25 protein-coding genes and 1 pseudogene are annotated in these 21,938 nt (G+C 68.6%); 19 read left to right on the plus strand and 7 right to left on the minus strand.

Annotation, left to right across the window (positions count from 1 at the left end; translation table 11 throughout):
- Positions 1–6 precede the first annotated feature (6 nt).
- The 5 genes from BM388_RS04060 to BM388_RS04080 are packed head-to-tail and all read right to left on the minus strand — an operon-like array spanning position 7 to position 5,438.
- Complete coding sequence (locus BM388_RS04060) at positions 7–276, minus strand: K+/H+ antiporter subunit F (protein WP_089847477.1); 270 nt, start codon at positions 274–276, stop codon at positions 7–9.
- On the minus strand, positions 270–767 hold the full coding sequence (locus BM388_RS04065) for a Na+/H+ antiporter subunit E (RefSeq protein ID WP_089847478.1): 498 nt from the start codon (positions 765–767) through the stop codon (positions 270–272). The genes BM388_RS04060 and BM388_RS04065 overlap by 7 nt, the downstream gene beginning before the upstream one ends.
- Positions 764–2,275 (minus strand): monovalent cation/H+ antiporter subunit D, encoded by a 1,512-nt coding sequence (locus tag BM388_RS04070; RefSeq protein WP_089847480.1) that lies wholly within the window; start codon positions 2,273–2,275, stop codon positions 764–766. The genes BM388_RS04065 and BM388_RS04070 overlap by 4 nt, the downstream gene beginning before the upstream one ends.
- Positions 2,272–2,610, minus strand: a complete 339-nt coding sequence (locus tag BM388_RS04075; protein ID WP_089847482.1) for a Na+/H+ antiporter subunit C — start codon at positions 2,608–2,610, stop codon at positions 2,272–2,274. The genes BM388_RS04070 and BM388_RS04075 overlap by 4 nt, the downstream gene beginning before the upstream one ends.
- Complete coding sequence (locus BM388_RS04080) at positions 2,610–5,438, minus strand: monovalent cation/H+ antiporter subunit A (protein ID WP_089847484.1); 2,829 nt, start codon at positions 5,436–5,438, stop codon at positions 2,610–2,612. The genes BM388_RS04075 and BM388_RS04080 overlap by 1 nt, the downstream gene beginning before the upstream one ends.
- A gap of 260 nt (positions 5,439–5,698) precedes the next feature.
- Between BM388_RS04080 and BM388_RS04085 the strand changes: the two genes are divergently transcribed.
- From BM388_RS04085 to rloA3, 12 genes are all read left to right on the plus strand, one after another.
- Complete coding sequence (locus BM388_RS04085; protein WP_089847486.1) at positions 5,699–8,029, plus strand: putative monovalent cation/H+ antiporter subunit A; 2,331 nt, start codon at positions 5,699–5,701, stop codon at positions 8,027–8,029.
- Positions 8,022–8,456 (plus strand): Na+/H+ antiporter subunit B, encoded by a 435-nt coding sequence (locus BM388_RS04090; protein WP_089847488.1) that lies wholly within the window; start codon positions 8,022–8,024, stop codon positions 8,454–8,456. The genes BM388_RS04085 and BM388_RS04090 overlap by 8 nt, the downstream gene beginning before the upstream one ends.
- A 9-nt stretch (positions 8,457–8,465) precedes the next feature.
- Positions 8,466–8,813: a Na+/H+ antiporter subunit C gene (locus BM388_RS04095; RefSeq protein ID WP_089847490.1), complete on the plus strand. Its 348-nt coding sequence runs from the start codon at positions 8,466–8,468 to the stop codon at positions 8,811–8,813.
- Positions 8,810–10,342 (plus strand): Na+/H+ antiporter subunit D, encoded by a 1,533-nt coding sequence (locus BM388_RS04100; protein ID WP_089847493.1) that lies wholly within the window; start codon positions 8,810–8,812, stop codon positions 10,340–10,342. Before BM388_RS04095 ends, BM388_RS04100 begins: the two co-directional genes overlap by 4 nt.
- On the plus strand, positions 10,339–10,812 hold the full coding sequence (locus BM388_RS04105) for a Na+/H+ antiporter subunit E (protein ID WP_089847495.1): 474 nt from the start codon (positions 10,339–10,341) through the stop codon (positions 10,810–10,812). The genes BM388_RS04100 and BM388_RS04105 overlap by 4 nt, the downstream gene beginning before the upstream one ends.
- Positions 10,813–10,849: 37 nt before the next feature.
- Complete coding sequence (locus BM388_RS04110; protein WP_089847496.1) at positions 10,850–11,119, plus strand: monovalent cation/H+ antiporter complex subunit F; 270 nt, start codon at positions 10,850–10,852, stop codon at positions 11,117–11,119.
- On the plus strand, positions 11,112–11,516 hold the full coding sequence (mnhG, locus tag BM388_RS04115; RefSeq protein ID WP_089847497.1) for a monovalent cation/H(+) antiporter subunit G: 405 nt from the start codon (positions 11,112–11,114) through the stop codon (positions 11,514–11,516). Before BM388_RS04110 ends, mnhG begins: the two co-directional genes overlap by 8 nt.
- 209 nt (positions 11,517–11,725) lie before the next feature.
- On the plus strand, positions 11,726–11,878 hold the full coding sequence (locus BM388_RS04120; protein WP_089847499.1) for a DUF2256 domain-containing protein: 153 nt from the start codon (positions 11,726–11,728) through the stop codon (positions 11,876–11,878).
- On the plus strand, positions 11,875–13,275 hold the full coding sequence (locus tag BM388_RS04125) for a DASH family cryptochrome (protein ID WP_089847501.1): 1,401 nt from the start codon (positions 11,875–11,877) through the stop codon (positions 13,273–13,275). Before BM388_RS04120 ends, BM388_RS04125 begins: the two co-directional genes overlap by 4 nt.
- Positions 13,276–13,345: 70 nt before the next feature.
- Positions 13,346–13,801 (plus strand): DUF3429 domain-containing protein, encoded by a 456-nt coding sequence (locus tag BM388_RS04130; protein WP_089847503.1) that lies wholly within the window; start codon positions 13,346–13,348, stop codon positions 13,799–13,801.
- A gap of 81 nt (positions 13,802–13,882) precedes the next feature.
- Positions 13,883–15,145 carry a lytic murein transglycosylase gene (locus BM388_RS04135; protein ID WP_425431903.1) on the plus strand — a complete coding sequence of 421 codons (1,263 nt, stop codon included), beginning with the start codon at positions 13,883–13,885 and terminating at the stop codon, positions 15,143–15,145.
- A 20-nt stretch (positions 15,146–15,165) separates the two neighbouring features.
- The gene (gene rloA3 / locus BM388_RS04140) at positions 15,166–15,720 is read left to right on the plus strand and encodes a retropepsin-like aspartic peptidase RloA3 (protein ID WP_089847507.1); all 555 of its coding nucleotides are present in this window, start codon (positions 15,166–15,168) and stop codon (positions 15,718–15,720) included.
- Positions 15,721–15,779: 59 nt separating this feature from the next.
- Here rloA3 and BM388_RS04145 read toward each other — a convergent pair whose 3' ends face one another.
- Entirely contained in the window at positions 15,780–16,493 is a 714-nt protein-coding gene (locus BM388_RS04145) for a 16S rRNA (uracil(1498)-N(3))-methyltransferase (protein WP_089847509.1), read from the minus strand.
- Positions 16,494–16,605: 112 nt separating this feature from the next.
- Here BM388_RS04145 and phaR point away from each other — a divergent pair, with 112 nt between their 5' ends.
- The 6 genes from phaR to coq7 all read left to right on the plus strand — a co-directional run bounded on the left by phaR (position 16,606) and on the right by coq7 (position 20,876).
- Positions 16,606–17,070, plus strand: coding sequence for a polyhydroxyalkanoate synthesis repressor PhaR (gene phaR, locus BM388_RS04150; protein ID WP_089847511.1), 465 nt, complete (start codon positions 16,606–16,608; stop codon positions 17,068–17,070).
- A 70-nt stretch (positions 17,071–17,140) separates the two neighbouring features.
- A complete protein-coding gene (purD, locus tag BM388_RS04155) occupies positions 17,141–18,433 on the plus strand; it encodes a phosphoribosylamine--glycine ligase (RefSeq protein WP_089847513.1) in 1,293 nt (430 codons plus the stop codon).
- Between the two features lie 38 nt (positions 18,434–18,471).
- The gene (locus tag BM388_RS04160) at positions 18,472–18,906 is read left to right on the plus strand and encodes an acyl-CoA thioesterase (protein ID WP_089847515.1); all 435 of its coding nucleotides are present in this window, start codon (positions 18,472–18,474) and stop codon (positions 18,904–18,906) included.
- Entirely contained in the window at positions 18,906–19,778 is an 873-nt protein-coding gene (locus BM388_RS04165; protein ID WP_089847517.1) for a phosphoribulokinase, read from the plus strand. Before BM388_RS04160 ends, BM388_RS04165 begins: the two co-directional genes overlap by 1 nt.
- Before the next feature lie 35 nt (positions 19,779–19,813).
- Complete coding sequence (locus BM388_RS04170) at positions 19,814–20,158, plus strand: histidine triad nucleotide-binding protein (protein ID WP_089847519.1); 345 nt, start codon at positions 19,814–19,816, stop codon at positions 20,156–20,158.
- 73 nt (positions 20,159–20,231) lie between these two features.
- Positions 20,232–20,876, plus strand: a complete 645-nt coding sequence (coq7, locus tag BM388_RS04175) for a 2-polyprenyl-3-methyl-6-methoxy-1,4-benzoquinone monooxygenase (protein ID WP_089847521.1) — start codon at positions 20,232–20,234, stop codon at positions 20,874–20,876.
- Positions 20,877–21,040: 164 nt separating this feature from the next.
- Here the strand turns inward: coq7 and BM388_RS04180 are convergent, their stop codons facing one another.
- Entirely contained in the window at positions 21,041–21,460 is a 420-nt protein-coding gene (locus tag BM388_RS04180; protein ID WP_089847523.1) for an OsmC family protein, read from the minus strand.
- A gap of 262 nt (positions 21,461–21,722) precedes the next feature.
- Between BM388_RS04180 and BM388_RS04185 the strand changes: the two are divergent.
- Positions 21,723–21,938: pseudogene (locus BM388_RS04185) on the plus strand (hypothetical protein); the annotation flags it as partial.

Raw genomic sequence — 21,938 nt, forward strand, 5'->3', positions numbered from 1 at the left:
GCTGGCCTATTCGATGATGTCACCGCGCAGGATGTACTTGCAGACCGCCACCGTGCTGATGAAGCCGAGCATGGCGATCAGCAGGGCGGCCTCGAAATAGGTCTTGGTGTTCAGCCACAGACCCATCAGCACGATCAGCGCGATGGAGTTCACGTACATGGTGTCCAGCGCCAGGATTCGGTCGGGCATGTCGGGCCCCACCGTCAGCCGGTAGGCGTTCAGCAGGATGGACATCAGGATCAGGGTGATGCTGATCTTCAGGGCGATGTCTAGCATTCGTAGATCTCCTTCAGCGGCCGCTCGTAGCGCTCGCGTATGGTCTCGATCAGCGCGTCCTCATCCTCCATGTCGAGGGTATGGATCAGCAGCGACTTGCCGTCCATGCGCAGGTTGGCCGATACCGTGCCCGGGGTGAGGCTGATGGTGCTGGCCAGCAGGGTGATGGTGAAGCGCTCCTCCAGCATCAGCGGGTACTCGACGAAGGCCGGGCGCATGCGCTGGCGTGGGCTGATGATCAGCCAGGCCACCTGGATGTTGGCGATCAGGATGTCGACGAGCACGCGCGCCACGAAGCGCAGCAGCAGCCAGGGCCGCGCCACGTGGGGCTGGGCGTCCCAGAAGCGGTAGGTGGCCAGCGGAATGAGCAGGGCCAGCACTCCGCCCAGCAGGATCTGTCCCGGCGCGATGCTGCGAGCCATCAGCAGCCAGACGACCAGTAGCAGGATCGACAGCAGGGGTAGGGGGAGCCAGCGACGAGGCGTGATCATGGGGACTCTCCGGCATCAGACAGGACGGCACGCACCAGGACATCCGGGTCGGCCAGCTGGTCGGCGGTGGCGCGGGTATAGTCGCTGACCGGGCCCGCCAGGGCGACCAGCAGCGGCGAGGCGGCAAGCAGCCACCCGACCCCCAGCCAGCGCGAGCGCAAGAGTGCCTCGCCGCCGGCCTCGCCGTCGTGGCTGCGCCAGAACAGCGTCGAGCCGGCCCGGGAGAGGGCGACGAGGGTGACCAGGCCCGTGCCGAGCAGGATCGGCCACAGCCACGGCTGCTGCCAGGGCGCGGCGGCGTCGAGCAGCAGGGCCTTGCCGATGGCGCCCGACAGCGGCGGCAGGCCGGCCACCGCGATCGCCCCGACGAAGAACAGCCCGGCCAGCAGGCGGCCATCGCGCAGCGGACGTCCCTTGACCAGCCGCGTGCCCGCCTTGCCCCGCTGCAGGCCGATCATCTCGGCCAGCAGGAAGAGCGCGCCGGTGATCAGGGTGCTGTGCACCAGGTAGAAGAGCAGGGCGGAGACGGCCTCCGGCGAGCCCATGCCGATGCCGGCCAGCAGCGTGCCCACCGAGATGACCACCAGGTAGGCCACCATCAGGCGCAGGTCGCGGGCGGCCAGCACGCCGATGCCGGCTATCACCATGGTCGCCAGCGACAGCCACCACACCCAGGGGCGCTCGAGGGCCTCCAGCACCCCGGCCTGCTCGCCGAAGATCAGCGAGTAGACCCGCAGGATGGCGTAGATGCCGACCTTGGTCATGATTGCGAAGAGCGCGGCGACCGGCGCCGGGGCGGCGGCATAGGCCCGTGGCAGCCAGAAGTAGAGCGGCAGGATGGCGGCCTTGAGGCCGAACACCACCAGCAGCATCAGGCCGCCCGCGGTGACCAGCCCCCTGTGTTCGGCGGGAAGCTCGGTCAGACGCACGGCCATGTCGGCCATGTTGAGGGTGCCGGTGGCGCCATACAGCACGCCCACGCTGATCAAGAACAGCGACGAGCCGACCAGGTTGAGCACCACGTAGTGCACCGCCGACTGGATCCGCGACTTGCCGCCGCCGTGGATCAGCAGCGCGTAGGAGGCCAGCAGCAGCACCTCGAAGAACACGAAGAGGTTGAACAGGTCGCCGGTCAGGAAGGCGCCGTTGATGCCCACTAGCTGCAGCTGGAAGAGGCCGTGGAAGTTGCTGCCGCGCTCGTCGTCGCCGGCGCAGGCGAAGATCACGCAGCCCAGCGCCAGCACCGAGGTGACCATGATCATCAGGGCCGAGAGGCGGTCGAGCACCAGCACGATGCCGAAGGGCGGCTGCCAGCCGCCCAGCGCGTAGTAGGTGACCTCGCCGCCGGCGGCTCGGGCCAGCATGACCATCGCCACCACGACCAGCAGGGCGGTGGCCGCGACGCCCACCGTACGGTGGGTGCGCATGGCGCCGTGTCGGGTGCGCAGCAGGATCAGACCCACCACCAGCGGCAGGACGACTGGAAGAACGATCAGGTGCTGCATCACCGGTGAGGCTCCTCTCGCTTGCGACCGTCGACGTGGTCATTGCCCAGCTCGCTGCGGGCGCGCATGGCCAGGATGACCACGAAGGCCGTCATGGCGAAGCCGATCACGATGGCGGTCAGCACCAGTGCCTGGGGCAGGGGGTCGGCGAAATGGGACTGGCCATCGATGATCGCCGCGCCGCCGGTCGTCAGCCCGCCCATGGAGAACAGGAAGAGGTTCACCGCATAGGAGAGCAGGGTCAGCCCGACGACGACCGGGAAGGTCCGGCCGCGCAGCGTCAGGTAGAGCCCGCAGGCGGTCAGTACGCCGGTGGTGATGGCGTAGAGGCTTTCCATCAGTGTTTCTCCTTGCTGGAACGAGACAGGTTCTCGTCGGTGGCCGGGGCGCCCTTGGCCGGGCTGTGAGGCGTGGTGACCTTGCCCAGGTTGGCCAGGATCATCAGGGTGGCGCCGACCACCGCCAGGTAGACGCCCAGGTCGAAGAGCATGGCGGTGGCCAGCTCGAAGTCGCCGATCAGCGGCAGGTGGAAGTGCCCGAAGGCCGAGGTCAGGAACGGCTCGCCGAACAGCCAGCTGCCGAGCCCCGTCAGGGTTGCGATGCCGACGCCGGCGATGGCCACCGGCTGATATTCGAACTGCAGTCGCTCCTGGGCCCACTCCACGCCGCGGGCCATGTAGAGCAGGATCATGGCCACGGCGGTGACCAGCCCGGCGATAAAGCCGCCGCCGGGCATGTTGTGGCCGCGCAGGAAGATGAACGCAGAGACCAGCAGGGCCAGCGGCAGCAGGGCCATGGAGATCGAGGTGAGGATCGAGGGGTAGCGGTCCGGCGACCACAGGCGGCCCTCGGTATCGCTGTGGGGCATGAACAGGCGCAGGCGCCGCAGCAGCTTGAAGATGGCCAGCCCCGCCAGGGCCAGCACGGTGATCTCGCCCAGGGTATCGAAGCCGCGGAAGTCGACGAGGATGACGTTGACCACGTTGTGGCCCCCGCCGCCCGACACGCTGTTCTCCAGGAAGAAGCTCGAGATACTGGTGGTGTCGCGGGTCAGCACCGCGTAGTTGAGGCTGGCCACCGCCATGCCCAGGGTGCCGGCCAGCACGATGTCGCGGACGTTGCGCGCCGCCGAGGTCTCCCGGGAGGTGCGCTGGGGCAGGAAATAGAGCGCCAGCATCAGCAGGATCATGGTCACCACCTCCACCGACAGCTGAGTCAGTGCCAGGTCGGGCGCCGAGAAGCGCGCGAAGGTCAGCGCCACCACCAGCCCCACTACCGAGAGCATCAGCAGCGAGATCAGTCGGTAGCGGTGGGTGGCAGCGGTGGCGATGCCGCCGAAGATCAGCAGGCCGGCCCCCACCAGCAGTACGCCGTCGACGGGCTGGTTGCCCTGGCTGCCGGTGAGCAGCGGCATGCCGGCGAGGCCGAACCCCGCCACCACCAGGGAGGCCAGTAGCAGCAGGCCCACGTAGCGCTGCTGGGAGCCGTTGTCGATGCCGCGCAGCGTTGTCTCGGACCAGACGGTGAGCCGCTGCACGGCGCCCTCGAACACCAGGCGCGCGTCCACCGGGCGAAAGCCCTTGAGGAAGCGCTGCAGGTCGGAGTGTCGGGCGTACATCGCTACGCCGGCGACCAGCGCCACCCCGCTCATGGCGAGCGGCAGGTTGAACCCGTGCCAGATCGCCAGGTGAAAGCTCATCGCCTCGCCGAGCACCGGCGCGAGCGCCAGGCCCAGCAGGCCCTCGGCCAGCACCGGGGCGAGCCCCACGAGCACGCAGAGTATTACCAGCAGCGCCACCGGGGCGCGCATCAGCCAGGGCGGCTCGTGGGGCGACTTGGGCGGCGCCTCACGGGCCGGCTTGAAGAACACCGCATGCACCAGGCGCAGCGAGTAGGCCACCGAGAGGATGCCGCCCAGGGTGGCGAGCACCGGCAGCAGCCAGCTCAGCCCGCCGAGCACCGGGCTTTCCAGGGTCTCGGTGAAGAACATCTCCTTGGAGAGGAAACCATTGAACAGCGGCACCCCGGCCATGGCGGCGCCGGCCAGGGTGGTCAGCAGGGCGGTGACCGGCATGGCGCGCCGGAGCCCGCCCAGCCGCTTGAGCTCGCGAGTGCCGGTCTCGTGGTCGATGATCCCCGCGCACATGAACAGTGCCGCCTTGAAGGTGGCGTGGTTGAGGATATGGAAGAGCGCGGCGAGCACCGCCATGGGGCTGCCGATCCCCAGCAGCACGGTGATCAGGCCGAGGTGGCTCACCGTGGAGAAGGCCAGGATGCCCTTGAGGTCGGTCTTCATCAGCGCGAACCAGGCGCCGTAGAGCAGCGTCGCCATGCCGATGAGCGAGACGACCACCGTCCACAGCTCACTGCCGGCAATGGCCGGGTGCAGGCGCGCCATCAGGAAGATGCCCGCCTTGACCATGGTCGCCGAGTGCAGATAGGCCGAGACCGGGGTGGGGGCGGCCATGGCGTGAGGCAGCCAGAACTGGAAGGGAAACTGCGCCGACTTGGTGAAGGCGCCGAGCAGCACCAGCCCCAGCATCCAGGGGTAGCGCGGGTCGGCGAGGATCATGCTGCCGCTCTCGAGTACCACCTGCATGTCGTAGCTGCCGACCATGTCGCCCAGCAGCAGCAGGCCGGCGAGCAGTGCCAGGCCGCCGGCGCCGGTCACGGTCAGCGCCATGCGCGCGCCCTTGCGGGCATCGCTCCGGTGCGACCAGAAGCCGATCAGCAGGAAGGAGGAGAGGCTGGTCAGCTCCCAGAAAAGCCACAGCAGCAGCAGGTTGTCGGCCATCACGATGCCGACCATGGAGGCCATGAACAGGATCAGGTAGGCGTAGAAGCGACCGAAGGGCTCCTCCGGCGACAGGTAGTAGTGCGCGTAGAGCAGGATCAGCAGGCCGATGCCCATGATCAGCAGGTTGAACAGCACCGACAGGCCGTCCAGCCGGAAGGCGAGCTCGAGGCCGAGGGTGGGGACCCAGTCAACGGCGACGCGAAGCGTCTCGCCGGCCGCCAGGGTCGGCAGCTGGCCAAGGGTCATCGCAAGCGCCAGCGCGGGCAGCGCAGCGGTGGCCAGGGAGCAGAAGCGTCGCCCGCGTTGCGCGGTGAACGCGGGCACCAGAACCCCCAGCAGGGGCAGCAGGGCTATCCACAGCAGTGTCATCGATCGGTCATCCTGCGCGGGTTCGGAAACGGGGAGGGCGTCTGAATCACGCGCCCGGGGAACAGGATGAGGCAAGCGACGCTCGATCGCACCCCCGTCCCTGGGTCAAGGCCCCCCATGGTTTGGCTCCCTGCCACTTTAACGCAAAGCGAATTCTCCCGCTGCCTCCTTGCCTTTCAACACTTTGTCTCTCTAGAGTAGGGAACCTCATCGAGGGGGCGCCGCCGTCGCGTGCTCCCTCGTCACAGGGAGGGTGGCCGATGCAACTTGCCGTGCTGGGAGGCTTCGCGATGGCGAGCCTGGCTCCGCTGCTGCACCAGTGGTTCGGGGCTCAGACGCCGCGGGTCATGGCCCTGCTGCCCGCCGCGATCGCCGCCTGGCTGCTCGGCCAGTGGCCGGTAATAGCCGCCGGCGAGGTCCTGCTGCTGGAGTGGGCTTGGGTGCCGGGGCTCGATATCACCCTGACCTTCCTGATCGACGGCCTATCTTGGCTATTTGCCCTGCTGATCACGGTCATCGGCGCCCTGGTGCTGGTCTACTCCGGAGAGTACCTGCACGGCCATCGCGACCTGCCGCGTTTCCTGGTAGTGATCACCGCCTTCATGATGTCGATGCTCGGCCTGGTGCTCGCCGACAACCTGGTCACGCTGTTCGTGTTCTGGGAGCTCACCAGCATCACCTCCTATCTGCTGATCGGTTTCAATCACACCGATCCCGCGGCCCGCAAGGCGGCCCTGCAGGGGCTCTTCGTCACCGTGGGCGGCGGGCTGGCGCTGCTTGCCGGCTTCGTCATGCTCGCCGTGGCCGGCGACAGCTGGTCGCTTGCCGAACTCGTGCAGCGCGGCGAGACGTTGCGCGACCATGCGCTCTACACGCCGCTGCTGCTCTGCGTGCTGATCGGCGCCTTCACCAAGTCGGCGCAGTTCCCCTTCCACTTCTGGTTGCCCAACGCCATGGCTGCCCCCACGCCGGTCTCGGCCTACCTGCACTCGGCGACCATGGTCAAGGCGGGCATCTACCTGCTGGCGCGGCTTCATCCGGCGCTGGGCGGCACCGAGCTCTGGGTGACCACCCTGTCGCTGGTCGGCGCGCTGACCATGGCCACCGGCGCCTTTCTGGCGATCCGGCACACCAACATCAAGACGCTGCTGGCTTACTCCACGGTGATGGCGCTGGGCACCCTGACCATGCTGCTCGGCCTCGGCACCCCCCAGGCGCTCACCGCCTTCGTGGTCTTCCTGCTGGCCCACTCGCTCTACAAGGGGGCGCTGTTCATGGTGGCCGGCATCCTCGACCATGAGACCGGCACCAAGGACGTCACCGCCATGGGTGGTCTGCGTCGGGCGATGCCGCGCACCGCCGCCGTGGCGGGTGCCGCGGCCCTCTCGCTGGCCGGGCTGCCGCCGCTGCTGGGCTTCGTCGGCAAGGAGGCGATGCTCGCCTCGGTGCTGGCCGCCGAGGCCTGGCGGCCGCTGATCCTGCTGCTCGCCTTCACGGCCGCCTTCCTGACCCTGGCCGTCGCCGCCATCGTCGCCCTGCGTCCCTTCTTCGGCGCCCCGCGCGAGACCCCGACCTCGCCCCACGAGGCGCCGTCGGCGATGCTCGCGGGGCCCGCGCTGCTGGCCGCGCTGTCGCTCGTCTTCGGCCTGGCGCCGGGCCTGCTCGACCCGCTGGTGGCTGCCACCCTGGCCGGCATCGGCGCGCCCGCGTCCGGCGTGCACCTGGCGCTGTGGCACGGGCTCAACCTGCCGCTGGCGCTGTCGCTGTTGAGCCTGGCGCTGGGCCTTCTGACCTACCGCTACTGGGATCGCCTGCGGGCGCGGCTGGCGTGCCTCGCGCCGCTCATGGCGCGCGGCCCCGAGGCCGGCTATGAGGCGCTGATGGCCGGCATGGTGGCCTTTGCCGGCTGGCAGACGCGGCTGCTGCAGAACGGACACATTCGCAACTACCTGGCCATGACCCTGCTGGTGCTGGTCGGCCTGGTCGGCCATGCGCTGTTCTTTCGCCACACCTTCACGCTCGACGTCGACCTGGATGTCTACCTCCACGAGGCCGTGGTCGCCGGCCTGATGGTCGCCGGGGCCGTGGCCGCCTGCGTGATGCGCTCGCGCCTGGCGGCGGTGGCGGCGCTGGGCACCATGGGCTTCTCGATCGCCTTGACCTTCGTGCTGTTCAGCGCTCCGGATCTGGCGATCACCCAGCTGCTGGTGGAGACCCTGACGGTCATCCTGCTGGTGCTGGTGCTGTTTCGCCTGCCGCGATTCGCGACCCTCTCCACTCCGCTTGAGCGGCTGCGCGATCTCGCCGTCGCCGCTCTCACCGGCGGGCTGATCACCCTGCTGATGCTCTCGGTGCTCTCCGGGGAGCGCCTGCCGCGCATCTCAGACTACATGGTCGCCAACAGCCAGCCGCTCGGTCACGGCCACAACATCGTCAACGTCATCCTGGTCGACTTCCGGGCGCTGGATACCCTGGGCGAGATGTTCGTGCTGGCGCTGGCGGCCACCGGCGTCTATGCCATGCTGCGCTTTCATGCCCGGGACCACGCTACCGCGCGTCCCGCGCCGCCGAGGGAGAGCGACGATGGCTAAATCGGGCACCTTGATCCTCAACGCCGCGGCGCGGCTACTGCTGCCGCTGCAGCTGCTCTTTTCGCTGTTCCTGCTGCTGCGCGGCCACGACGAGCCGGGCGGGGGCTTCATCGCCGGGCTGGTGGCGGCGGCGGCCTTCGCGCTCTATCTCTTCGCCTTCGGGCGTCGCCCCCTGAGCCGAATGCTTGCGGTGTCGCCCCGCGACCTGGTCGCCATGGGACTGCTGCTCGGGGTGGGCTCGACGCTGCCCGCATGGTGGGTCGGCGAGCCCTTCTTCACGGCCCAGTGGTGGACCATCCCGATCATCGACTTCAAGGCCTCGACGGTGCTGATCTTCGATGTCGGGGTCTACCTGGTGGTCGTGGGCTCGGTGCTCACGGCCATCACCGCCCTGGTCAAGACCGACCAGCATGAAGACGAACGCTGAGGAGGCGCCATGGAACCCCTGATAGCCGTCGCGATCGGCATTCTCTTCGCCGCCGCCGTCTACATGATGCTGCGCCGCTCCATCGTCAAGCTGGTGATCGGGCTGATGCTGATCTCCAACGCCGCCAACCTGCTGATCTTCGCCACGGCGGGCATGGTGCGCGGCGCCCCACCGCTGGTGCCCGAGGGCCTCTCGGCGCCGGTGGGCCCGGTGGCCGACCCGCTGCCCCAGGCGCTGGTGCTCACGGCCATCGTCATCGCCTTCGGGGTGCTGTCGTTCGCCGTGGTGCTGGTGCGCCGCGCCTGGGAGATCGTGGGCGCCGATGACCTGGACAAGATGAGGGATACCGACACGTGACGCCTCAGATCGCGCTGCCCATCCTCATCCCGCTGCTGTCGGGCACCTTGTCGTTGCTGTTCTGGCGTTCCCGGAGCATGCAGCGCTTCATCGCCGTGGCCGGCACCGCGGGTCTGCTGCTGACCGGCCTGTGGCTCTTGGCCACGGTCCAGCGCGACGGAATCCAGGTGATGCACATGGGGAGCTGGACGGCACCCTTCGGCATCAGCCTGGTGGCCGACCTGCTGGGCGCGATCATGGTGGTGCTCACCGGCATCATCGGCCTCGCCGTGGCGCTCTTCTCGCTGGCCACGGTAGGCCGCGGCCACGAGGCCTACGGCTATTTTCCGCTGATGCACCTGCTGCTGGCCGGCGTCGCCGGGGCTTTTCTCACCGGCGATATCTTCAACCTCTACGTCTGGTTCGAGGTGATGCTGGTGGCCTCTTTCGCGCTGCTGATCCTGGGTAGCGAGAAGGCGCAGATGGAGGGGGCGATCAAGTACGTCACCCTCAACCTGGTCTCCTCGGTGACCTTCCTGGTCGCCGTGGGGCTGCTCTACGGCATGGTCGGCACGCTCAACATGGCCGACATCGCCCGTCGCCTGGCGACCCTCGAGGACGACGGCATGGTCGATGTCCTGGCGATGATGTTCATGGTGGCCTTCGGCATCAAGGCGGCGGCCTTCCCGCTGTTCTTCTGGCTGCCGGCCTCCTACCACACCCCGCCGGTGGCAGTCTCGGCGCTGTTCGCCGGCCTGCTGACCAAGGTCGGGGTCTATGCGCTCTACCGGGTGTTCACGCTGATCTTCCACCACAGCCCCGGCTACACCCATGAGATCCTGCTGTGGGGCGCAGGCCTCACCATGCTCTCCGGCGTGCTCGGGGCGGCGGCGCAGTTCGAGTTCCGCCGCATTTTGTCGTTTCACATCGTCAGCCAGATCGGCTATATGATCCTGGGCCTGGCGCTGTTCACGCCGCTGGCGATCATCGGCGGGGTCTTCTACATCATTCATCACATCATCGTGAAGACGAATCTCTTCCTGGTCAGCGGCATCGTCCACCGGCTGCGCGGCACCTACCAGCTCGCTTCGCTGGGCGGCTTCTATCGTAGCCACCCCTGGCTTGCCGTGCTGTTTTTGATCCCGGCGCTGTCGCTTGCCGGCATGCCACCGCTGTCGGGCTTCTTCGCCAAGTTCATCGTGATACGCGCCGGCATCGAGGCCGAGGCCTACGGGGTGACCTTCATCGCCCTGCTGGTGGGGCTGCTCACCCTCTATTCGATGATCAAGATCTGGGCCGAGGTGTTCTGGAAGGCGGCGCCGGAAGAGGAGCTCGAGGCCGTGCCGGCGGTCGAGCCGCGGGCGATGTGGCTGATGTCGGCGACGGTAGCGGGCCTGGCGCTGTGTACCCTGTTCATCGGACTCAACGCCGGACCGATCTACGCCCTGGCCGAGGCCTCGGCCGGCCAACTGCTGGCGCCCGAGCGCTACATCGAGGCGGTTCTTGGATCAGGAATAGAGCCGGGCACAGCGGGGGAGGGCACGCCATGATCGGAGCCGCCTGGAACCTGATGCTCGGCTTCGCCTGGATCGTGCTCACCGGCGATTTCAGTGGCCGCAACCTGCTGGCCGGGCTGCTCTTCGGCTACCTGGTGCTGGCGCTCATCCAGCCCCAGGTGCCGGCGCTGACCGGGAATGCCCAGCGCCTGCCGCGACTGATCCGCTTCATCGGTTTCTTCCTCAAGGAGCTGGTGATGGCCAACCTCAAGGTCGCCTTCGATATCATCACTCCGACCTGGTACATGAAGCCGGGGGTGATCGCCATGCCGCTGCGGGCCACCACCGAATTCGAGATCGCCCTGGTCGCCAACTTGATTTCGCTGACGCCGGGCACCCTGAGCCTCGACGTCTCCGACGACCGCCGCGTGCTCTACATCCATGCCATGTTCCTGGACGACGAACCGGCGCTGCGGCGCAGCCTGGCCGAGCTCGAGCGCCGGGCGCTGGCCCTGTTCCACTAGAGCCGAGCCTTTTCCATTCGACATAGGAGGTGATCCGGTGTCCCCCGTGATCCTTGTGAGCCTGGCGGTGATGGTCCTGGCGCTGTGCCTGGCCTTCGTTCGCCTGTTCCGCGGCCCCACCCTGCCGGATCGAGTGGTGGCCCTGGAGCTCTTCTCGTCGATCCTCGTCGGCATCATCGGGGTGATCGCCATCGCCACCGACGTGCCGAGCCTGTTGGACGTGGCCATCGTCATGGCGCTGATGGCCTTCATGGCCGCCATCGGCTTCGCCCGTTTCCTGGAGCGCGGAGGACCCCGCGATGATTGAGACCCTCGAGGGCGGCCTGATCCTTGCCGGCGCGCTCTTCATGTTCCTGGCGGCGTTGGGGGTGCTGCGCATGCCCGACCTGCTCACCCGCATGCACGCCACCACCAAGGCGGCGACCCTGGGCACCGCCCTGATCATGCTGGCGGTGGCGCTGCACTTCGCCGAGGTGGCGGTGGTGGCGCGCGCCTTCGGGGTGATCCTCTTCATCATGATGACCGCCCCGGTGGCGGCCCACGTGATCGGTCGGGCGGGCTATATCGTCGGTGCCCGGCTGTGGGCGGGCACCGTCAAGGACGAGCTCAAGCCCCACTTCGACCCCCTGACCCGCGACTTGAAGAGCGGCGCGCCGGCCGAAGAGCACGAGCGTCGCCCCCCCGACGAGCCGGACGCCTCCTGACATTCGCGCTCCTCCCATGCGCAACGACCGCCGATGGGGCCGCCTTAGGGCGGCCCCTTCTCGTTGGGTCATGAGGGTTGGCCCCTGGAGGAGTGGTCGTGAGCAGCGGCCGCGTTGAATGACTCGTCGCCGTCCTGGTGGCCGCCGGAGTTTTTATTTGTACAAATGCTATACTATTAAAGCGTCATGTCCACCTTTGAGGCTGCCTCATGCATCGCAAGCCGCATCTCCCGCACAAGGTCTGCGCCCACTGTGCGCGCTCCTTCGCCTGGCGACGCAAGTGGTCACGCTGCTGGGAGGAGGTTCGCCACTGCAGCGGGCGCTGTCGCCGCGAGGCTCGACGCCAGGAGCGAGTGCTATGAACCGGACCCTGATATGGCTGCGCGGCGACCTGCGCCTGGCCGATAATTCGCTGTTTTTCTTCGCCACGCCCCCGGAGGCGCTGATCTGTGTGTTTGCGCTGGATGAGGCCTGGCTCGAGCCGCCGCCCGGGTTAGAGACGCCGCGCATCGGGCCTGCTCGCCTGCGCTTTTTGTGGGAGAGCCTGATCGAGCTGCGCGGCGAGCTGCTCAAGCGCGGCAGCGACCTGCTGGTGCGCATCGGAGACCCCGTCCAGGTGATGGCGGGACTGATCGACGAGTACGCCCTCGACGAGGTGAGGGTGCGTGCCGACCCCGGCTGGGAGGAGCAGCAGGCCGTGGCGCAGCTGGCCACGCGGCTGGGCGAGGGGGTGGCGCTGAGCTGTCATGACACCGGCATGCTGCTCGATGAGGCCTCGCTGCCCACGGCGCTCGACGAGCTGCCGGGGAGCTTTTCCGCATTTCGCCGCCGGGTCGAGCGCGCCTGGGCGATTCCCGATGCCGCCCCGGCGCCGGTGACCCTGCCCGGCTGGCCCGAGGGCGCGCCGCGCGGCTTTCCGCCGCTGGGTCAGGTGTGCGCCCAGGCGGCCGGCTGGGCGCCGGACGCCCGCGGCGAGTTCGCCTTTGCCGGCGGCGAGGCGGCGGGCCTGGCGCGCCTCGATCACTACCTCTGGCAGAGCGGGGCCATCGCCCGCTACAAGCAGACCCGCAACGGCCTGGTGGGTGCTGATTTTTCCACCCGGCTCTCGCCGTGGCTCGCCCACGGCTGCCTGTCGGCGCGTCAGGTACGCGATGCGGTGTGCGCCTGGGAGGCCCGGCACGGGGCCAGCGAGTCGAGCTACTGGGTCGTGTTCGAACTCTTGTGGCGCGAGTACTTCCACTGGGCGGCGCGTCAGGAGGGCTCGGCGCTTTATGGCGACCGTCGGCTGCCAGCGCCGGGCGACGGCTTTCGCACCTGGTGCGAGGGGCGTACCGGGGTGCCCTTCGTGGATGCGGCGATGCGCGAGCTCTCTGCCACCGGCTGGCTTTCCAACCGCGCGCGTCAGAACGTGGCGAGCTTCCTGATCAACGAGCTGGAAGGCGACTGGCGGCTGGGGGCGGCCTGGTTCGAGGCCTGCCTGGTCGATTACGATGTGGCCAGCAACTGGGGCAACTGGCGCTATGTGGCCGGGGTGGGGCGCGACACCCGTGATCGCTGGTTCAACGTGCTCAAGCAGGCGCGCGACTACGATCCCGCGGGCAACTACGTCGCCCACTGGCAGCCCGAGCTCGCCGAACTGCCGCCCGGCCAGGCCCGGCATCAGCCCTGGCGGGTGGCGCCCAGGCGCTTCGCCTCGCCCGTGGTGGAGGCGGCGGGCTGGCGCGATTGGCTGCTGCCCCAGGAGACCCGGGATGACTAGCCCGAGGGTGTGCCCGATCCCCAGCACCGCCGCCGCTTCCATTCCCTCTCTTCCTGGATAAGGAGCCGCCATGAACCGTATCGCCACGCCCACCTTGCCCCGGCTGCTGGGCCTGGCCGGCCTGCTTCCGTTCGTCGCGACGGCGGCGGCGACCTGGCTTGCGCCAATCGCCTGGCAGGTCGTCGCCATCCGCGCCTTCCTCGCCTATGCCGCGGTAATTCTCTCCTTCCTGGGCGGGGTGCAGTGGGGCGTGGCCATGTGCCGGGAGCGTCCCGGCGAGGCGCCGTTTCGCGCACGCATGCTGCTTGCCATGGTGCCGAGCCTGCTGGCCTGGCCGGCGCTGCTGCTGCATCCGCTCACCGGCGCCTGGGTGCTGGTCGCGGGCTTTCTGCTGGTGCGCTTCCACGAGCGCTCCCGGGACGGTCGGGCGCAGCTGCCCGACTGGTATCAATCCCTGCGTACGCTCCTGACCCTGGTGGTACTGGCCTGTCATGGTCTGGTGATCTGGCGGCTCACCGGCGCCTGAAGGGGCTTTCCTGACGGGCGCTTCTGGGCGATGATCGCCCGGTTAAATGGACAATGCCCTGCAGGAGCGACGATGAAACGGATGCTGACCCCCCCTCTGCTATTGGCCCTGCTGGCCGGCTGTCAGGCGGCCCCGCCCAGCGAGGCCCAGGCACAGACGCCTGACGGGGCGACCACGGCGGCCGTCGCCGAGACCGCCCAGCCGGCGGACACGGCGCCGGCCGCGGTGGCGAACTTTCAGGGCTGGCTATCCCGCTTTCGGCGCGAGGCGAGGGCCGAGGGTATCGCCGAGGCGACCCTGGCGCAGGCGCTGGACGGCCTGCGCTACCGCCCGCGGGTGATCGAACTCGACCGTTCTCAGCCCGAGTTCGTGCGGCCGATCTGGCAGTACCTGGACAGCGCCGTGTCGTCGACCCGGGTCAGCAACGGGCAGGCGCGTCTGGCCGAGCACCGCGACACGGCCCGTGAGATGGAGCGTCGCTACGGGGTGCCGGCCGAGGTGATCGTCGCCATCTGGGGCATCGAGAGCAACTACGGCGGCAACTTCGGCGACTTCTCGACCCTCGAGGCGCTGGCCACCCTGGCCTTCGAGGGCCGCCGGAGCGACTTCGCCCGCACCGAGCTGCTCGCGGCGCTGCGCATCCTCGAGGCGGGGGATATCTCGCCCGAGCGCATGATCGGCTCCTGGGCCGGCGCCATGGGGCACACCCAGTTCATCCCCTCGAGCTTCGTGGCCTACGCCGTGGACGGCGATGGCGACGGGCGTCGCGATATCTGGGGCAGCATCCCCGACGTGATGGCCTCCACCGCCCACTATCTCGACCGCGCCGGCTGGCAGGCGGGTGAGCCCTGGGGCGTCGAGGTCCGTCTCCCCGAGGGGTTCGACTACGCCCGTACCGAGCTCTCTCATCGCCTCTCGAGCGCCGAGTGGGCCGAGCAGGGCGTGCGCACCCTGAGCGGCGAGCCGCTGCCCGAGTTCGGCGCCGCCTCGGTGATCGTGCCCGCCGGCGCCGAGGGCCCGGCCTTCCTGGTGGGGCGCAACTTCCGGGCGATCCTGCGCTACAACAACGCCACCAGCTATGCCCTGGCGGTGGGTGTGCTCTCCGACGAGATCGCCGGCCGCGAGGGCGTGGTGCAGGCCTGGCCCCGGGAGCAGCAGCCGCTGAGCCGCGGCCAGGTGCGCGAGATGCAGCGCCTGCTCAACGAGCGCGGCTTCGAGGTGGGCGCGCCGGATGGCATCATGGGCCCCAATACCCGGCGCGGTCTGCGCGCCTTTCAGGGCGCCATCGGCGTCACGCCGGATGGCTTCGCGACCCTCACCCTGCTCCAGCGCCTGCGGCGCTGAGCACCGTTTCGGAGGTGATCATGATCCCGACCCGTTACCGCCCGCTGCTGCTGGCCGCCCTGCTCTCGAGCGCGGCGCCGGCGGTGCTCGCCGACGACGATGTCGATCGTGTCTTTGGCTGGGTGGAGAAGGCGACGCTGGAACCCTGGGGCGTCGAGGTGAAGGCCAAGCTCGACAGCGGCGCCCTGACCTCGTCGCTGGACGCCCGCAATATCGAGACCTTCGAGAAGGAGGGCGACGACTGGGTGCGCTTTCGCCTGAAACTCGAGGACGAGGCCAGCGGTGAGACCTTCACCGAGCGCATGGAGCTGCCGCTCTACCGCGACCTACGGGTGCGTGGCGCCGGCGGCGTGGACGAGCGGCCGGTGGTGCTGATGAACGTCTGCCTGGGCGATACCGTCTACGAGGAGCAGTTCAGCCTGCGTGATCGCGAGGAGATGAACTACCCGCTGCTGCTCGGGCGCCGCTCCATCGGCCACCTCGGCCTGCTCGACGTGCGCGAGACCTTCCTCACCGAGCCCGACTGCGACGACGACGCCCCCTTCGTGCCCCACGATCCCGACGAGGCAGAGTAGCGCCGCTGTTACCCCCTCGCGGCCGGGCCCGGACGGGCTCGGCCGCGTCAACACTCGACTCAGAAGAGCCGGGCGAGCAGCGCGGTGACCGCGGTCTCCACCCGCAGGATGCGCGGCCCCAGGTGAATGCCCTGGCAGCCGGCCTCGAGCAGTCGCTCCACCTCCCAGGGAATGAAGCCGCCCTCCGGCCCCACCAGCAGCACCGCCGGCTCGTCGAGCCCGCGGGGGCAGTCGTCGGGCATGCCCGGGTGCGCCACCAGGCCGCGCCGCCCCGCGAGCAGCCCCGGCAGCCTGTCCTCGACGAAGGGGCGAAAGCCCTTGGCCAGTGTCACCTCGGGCAGCCGGGTGTCGCGGGCCTGCTCCAGGCCCAGCACCAGGTGGCGGTGGATCTTCTCGTCGTCGAGCTCCGGCGACTGCCAGTAGCTCTTCTCCACGCGACGGGTATTGAGCAGGGTGATCTGCTTTACGCCCAGGGCGGTGACGTGCTCCAGGCTGCGCGCCAGCATTCGCGGACGCGGCAGGGCGAGCACCAGGTGGACCGGCAGCGAAGGCGGCGCCGGCTGATCCAGCGCGGAGACATCGAAGCACGCCTCGTGGTCGTCGAGGCTCAGCAGCTCGCCGCGCCCCAGCGCCCCTCCCGCGATGCCCAGCGTCAGGGTGTCCCCGGGGTGAGCACGATGGACCTCGCGCAGGTGCGCCAGGCGGCGCGGGTCGCGAACCCGGGCCAGGCGATGGTTCTCGACGTCCTCGGGGGAGAGCAGGATCAGGTTCATGGCGCCTCGCCGTGTTTGAGACTGAATAGGGGCTATGCCTTGCATGGATGGTGTCGCGGTGCACAATAGCGTTACGGGGGGCAACCGCCCTCATCGGACAAGGAGCAGCGCCGTGCGCGTGATTCGCAAGTATGCCAACCGCAGGCTCTATGATACCGAACAGAGCCGCTACGTGACCCTCGAGGATCTGCGCGGCCTGATCATCGACGAGGTGCCCTTCAGGGTCGAGGATGCCAAGAGCGGCGAGGACCTGACCCGCACCATCCTGCTGTCGATCATCATCGAGCAGGAGCAGGCCGACGGCGACGCCCAGGTGTTCTCCAACGACCTGCTGGCGCAGTTCATCCGGGTCTACGACATGGCCCAGCCGTTGCCCCTGTCACGCTATCTGGAGCAGGGCACCAAACTGATGCTCGAGCAGCAGCACCGCATGCAGGATCAGTGGCAGCAGGCCATGCGCCACTCGCCCATGGAGCTGATGCGCGAGATGGCCGAGGAGAACATGAAGTTCTGGCAGAAGACCATTAACCAGGCCGGCACCCCGAGCGACGACGACTCGGGCAAGGGCAAGCCGTAGGCGGCGCCGCGCGTCGGTTTCTGACATAATGCCGCGACGTTTCTTGCACGGTTCTGAGGTAGTCAAGCGGATGAAGGTCCTGATCATCGGCGGCGGTGGCCGCGAACACGCCCTGGCCTGGAAGGTCGCCCAGTCACCCCGAGTGGAGACGGTCTTCGTGGCCCCCGGCAATGCCGGCACGGCCCTGGAGCCGGGGCTCACCAACGTCGCGATCGGCGTCGACGACCTGGCGGGCCTGGTGGCCTTCGCCCGGGAGGAGGGTGTCGAGCTGACCATCGTCGGCCCCGAGGCGCCGCTGGTCGAGGGCGTGGTCGACCGCTTCCGCGAGGCGGGCCTGGCGATCTTCGGCCCCACGGCCGGCGCGGCCCAGCTCGAGGGCTCCAAGGCGTTCACCAAGGACTTCCTGGCCCGTCACGCCATCCCCTCCGCCGACTATCGCACCTTCACCGCGGTGGCGCCGGCCCTCGAGTACCTGGCCGAGAAGGGCGCGCCCATCGTCATCAAGGCCGACGGCCTGGCGGCCGGCAAGGGCGTGATCGTGGCGATGACCCTCGCCGAGGCCGAGGCGGCGGTGCGCGACATGCTCGAGGCCAACGCCTTCGGCGATGCCGGTGCCCGGGTGGTGATCGAGGAGTTCCTGCAGGGCGAGGAGGCGAGCTTCATCGTCATGGTCGACGGCGAGACCATCCTGCCCATGGCGACCAGTCAGGACCACAAGCGCGCCTTCGATGGCGATGCCGGCCCCAACACCGGCGGCATGGGCGCCTACTCCCCGGCGCCGGTGGTCACCGACAGCGTTTTCGAGCGCATCATGGCGCGGGTGATCCGCCCCACGGTGCGGGGCATGGCCGAGGAAGGCCACGCCTACACCGGCTTCCTCTACGCCGGCCTGATGATCGACGCCGAGGGCAACCCCAAGGTGATCGAGTACAACTGCCGCTTCGGCGACCCGGAGACCCAGCCGATCATGCTGCGGCTGCGCTCCGACCTGGCCGAGCTGTGCCTGGCCGGCGCGCGCGGCGAGCTGGCGGGACTTTCCTGCGATTGGGAACCGCGCCCCGCGGTGGGCGTGGTGCTGGCCGCCGGCGGCTACCCGGGCAGCTACCGCAAGGGCGATGCCATCGAGGGGCTCGGCGCCGCCGAGGCCACCGGCTGCAAGGTCTTCCACGCCGGCACGGCCGAGCGGGACGGCCAGGTGGTCACCGCCGGCGGCCGGGTGCTCTGCGTCACGGCGCTGGGCGACGACGTGGCGGCGGCGCGTGACCTGGCCTACCGGGGCGTCGCCGAGATCCGCTGGCCCGAGGTGCTCTACCGCCGCGACATCGCCCACCGGGCCATCGCCCGTGAACGTGGTGACGCCTGAGCCCGAGCGATCCCCTACAACACGATGCAGGAGCGAGCATGGAGCGTGTCCGACTGAGCTTTCCCGTCGATGAGGTCATGCACCGTCATCCGCTGACGGTACGCATCACCGACATGAACTACGGTCGCCACCTGGGCCACGATGCGCTGATCTCGCTGCTGCACGAGGCGCGCGTCGCCGCGCTGGCCTCACGAGGGCTCCACGAGTGGGACCTCGGCGGCTTCCCCTGCGTGGCGGCCGATCTCGCCGTGCAGTATCAGGCCGAGACACGCTGGCCCGATGCGCTGGCGGTGGAGACCGCCATCCCGGCGCCGGCGCGCAAGGCGATCGGCGTCTACCATCGCATCCTGCGCGAGGCCGACGACGTCACGGTCGCCACCGCCCGGATCAATCTGATGCTGATCGACCCCGCCACCGGCCGCCCGGTGGCGATCCCCGGGGCCCTGCGCGATACCCTGGCGGGAGCGCGCTGATGTCGCGGGAGTATCCGATCATCGCCCTCACCGGCTCCTCCGGGGCCGGCACTACGACGGTGAAGCGCACCTTCGAGCGGATGTTCGCCCGGGAGGCCGTGCACGCCGCCTACGTCGACGGCGATGCCTTTCACCGCTATACCCGCCAGGAGCTGGCGCAGATACTTCTCGACGAGCCCGATCGCAAGGACGAGCTCTCCCACTTCGCGGTGGAGGCCAACCTGCTCGACCGGCTCGAGGCGCTGTTCCGGGAGTATGGCCAGCACGGCAACGGCTCCTTCCGCCACTATATCCATGCCGAAGACAAGCAGATGATCGAGGCCGGCTATCAGGTCGGCACCTTCACCGAGTGGCAGTCGCTGCCCTGCGGCACCGACCTGCTGTTCTACGAGGGGCTGCACGGGGGGCTCGTGACCGCCGAGCTTGACATCGCCCGCCACGTCGACCTGCTGGTGGGGGTCGCGCCGACGATGAACCTGGAGTGGATCCAGAAGATCGATCGCGACATGCGCCACCGCGGCTACTCCCAGGAGGCGGTGATCGACACCATCCTGGGACGCATGGACGACTACGTGCGCTACATCCAGCCGCAGTTCTCGCGCACCCATATCAACTTCCAGCGGGTGCCCACGGTGGATACCTCCAACCCCTTCGAGGTCCAGGACATCCCCACCGACGCCGAGTCCTTCGTGGTCATCCGCTTCCGCGATCCCGCGACGGTGGACTTCCCCTACCTGCTGGCGATGATCCAGGATGCCTTCATGAGCCGCCCGCACACCCTGGTGGTGCCGGGCTCGCGGCTGTCGCTGGCCATGGAGCTGATCCTCGGCCCATTGGTGCGCCACCTGCTGGCCCAGCGGCGCTTTCGCTGACGCCGACACCGACCCTCACGCAAGGAGAACCGCCCATGGATTGCCTGTTCTGCAAGATCATCGAGCGCGAGATTCCCGCCGATATCGTCTACGAAGACGATCACGTGCTCGCCTTCAACGACATCAATCCCCAGGCGCCGACCCACATGCTGATCGTGCCCAAGCGCCACATCGCCACCCTCAACGACATCGAGGAGGAGGGCGACCTGGCGCTGGTGGGGCGTCTGCAGTTCACCGCCGCGAAACTGGCGGCCGAGCAGGGCTTCGCCGAAGACGGCTATCGGGTGGTGATGAACTGCAACGATCATGGCGGCCAGACCGTCTATCATATCCACATGCACCTGATGGGCGGTCGTCGCTTTACCTGGCCGGCTGGCTAGCCGGCGCCCTGCGGCCGAGGCCGCGCGCGACCCGGCGTACGACGCATCAGGTGCATTCTCGAGAGATTTCGTCATGACCCGCTCCCTATCCCGTGCCGACAACCTGATCCACCAGTTCGATACCGTGCTGAGGACCCTGGTGCCCCACGCGGCGACTCCCTCGCGCGTCTCGCCGGCGACCCCGGCGGTGCACGACGAGCCGATGAACATGGAGGAGGAGCGTCACGCCGCGGGGCTGATGCGCATCAACCACACCGGCGAGGTGTGCGCCCAGGCGCTCTACCAGGGCCAGGGGATGACCGCCAAGTTGCCCGAGGTTCGCGGCCAGATGGAGCAGGCCGCCCAGGAGGAGATCGACCACCTGGCCTGGTGCGACGAGCGGCTCCAGGAGCTCGACGCCCGCCCGAGCCTGCTCAATCCGCTGTTCTACGCGGCCTCCTTCGGCCTGGGCGCCGCGGCGGGCGCCATCGGTGACCAGGTGAGCCTGGGCTTCGTGGCCGCCACCGAGGAGCAGGTCGGTCATCACCTGGAGGAGCACCTGGTCAAGCTGCCGGCGAGCGATCATCGCTCCCGCGCCGTGCTGCGCCAGATGGCCATCGACGAGGCACACCACGCCCAGCTGGCCCTGGAGGCGGGAGGCAGCCGCTTCCCCGCACCGGTCAAGCTCGGCATGAAGCTGATGTCCAAGGTGATGACCACCAGCGTCTATCGCGTCTAAACCAGCCTGATCAGTGGATATCGACGGAAGCGGCGCTGGGGACAGGTCGTAGAGGGGGTCCGATGCCAGGGATGGCATCGGTAGCGCCCAAGGAAGAGTTCACAGCGCCCCCTCGTAGACCTGTCGCCAGAATAGCCGCGGAGGCGAAAGGCTCCAGTAAGCGCCTACTCCTCGACGATGGTGAAGGAGTGGGTGATCTCCACGCCGCCCTTGACCAGCATGATGGAGGCGCTGCAGTACTTCTCGGCGGAGAGCTCCACGGCGCGGGCCACCTGCTTCTCCTTCAGGCCGCGGCCGCTGACGGTGAAGTGCACGTGGATCGACGTGAACACGCTGGGCGTGGCGTCGGCGCGTTCGGCCTCGAGGCTCGCCACACAGTCGGTCACGTCGGCCCGGGCCTTCTCGAGGATGTTGAGGACGTCGAAGGAGGTGCAGGCGCCCATGCCCATCAGCAGCATCTCCATGGGGCGCGCGCCGGTGTTGCGGCCGCCGTGGTCGGGCGGGCCGTCGATGACTACGCTGTGGCCGCTGCCGCTCTCGGCAACGAATTGGCGTCCATCGGTCCATTTCACGCTGGCTTTCATCGGGTCGGCATCCTTCGGTTGAGTTCGGTGACTGCAGGCTCGGCAGCATAGCAGCTGACGAGCGGCGGCTCAGCCTCGTTCGCGGGTTCCGGCGACAGGCCCCGGAGCGCCGGACCGTCGAGGGGGCGCTGTAAACCCGTCCCTGGGCGCTACCGACGCCTTCCTTGGCGTAGACATGATGGATTGACCTGCCCCTCCTCAACGTCGTGGGTTACGTTGAGGTTGGGCAACAACACAGAGCCACTATTGAGGGAGGCAGGTCATGACACAGTCTAACGCAACTCAGCAGGTCGTTGTGGAGCGCACTGCCGCCGAGCGGCTCAGCGCCGCCAGCGACGTCCATGCCGCCTATATCGGGCTGGATGTGCATAAGGCCAGCATTGCGGTATCCATCGCCGAGGCGGGACGGCATGAGCCGGAGTTTCGTGGTGAGATCGCCAATGAGCCCACGGCCATCGACACGCTGATCCGCCAGCTG

The organism is Halomonas saccharevitans, from assembly GCF_900116405.1.
GTDB lineage: Bacteria > Pseudomonadota > Gammaproteobacteria > Pseudomonadales > Halomonadaceae > Halomonas > Halomonas saccharevitans.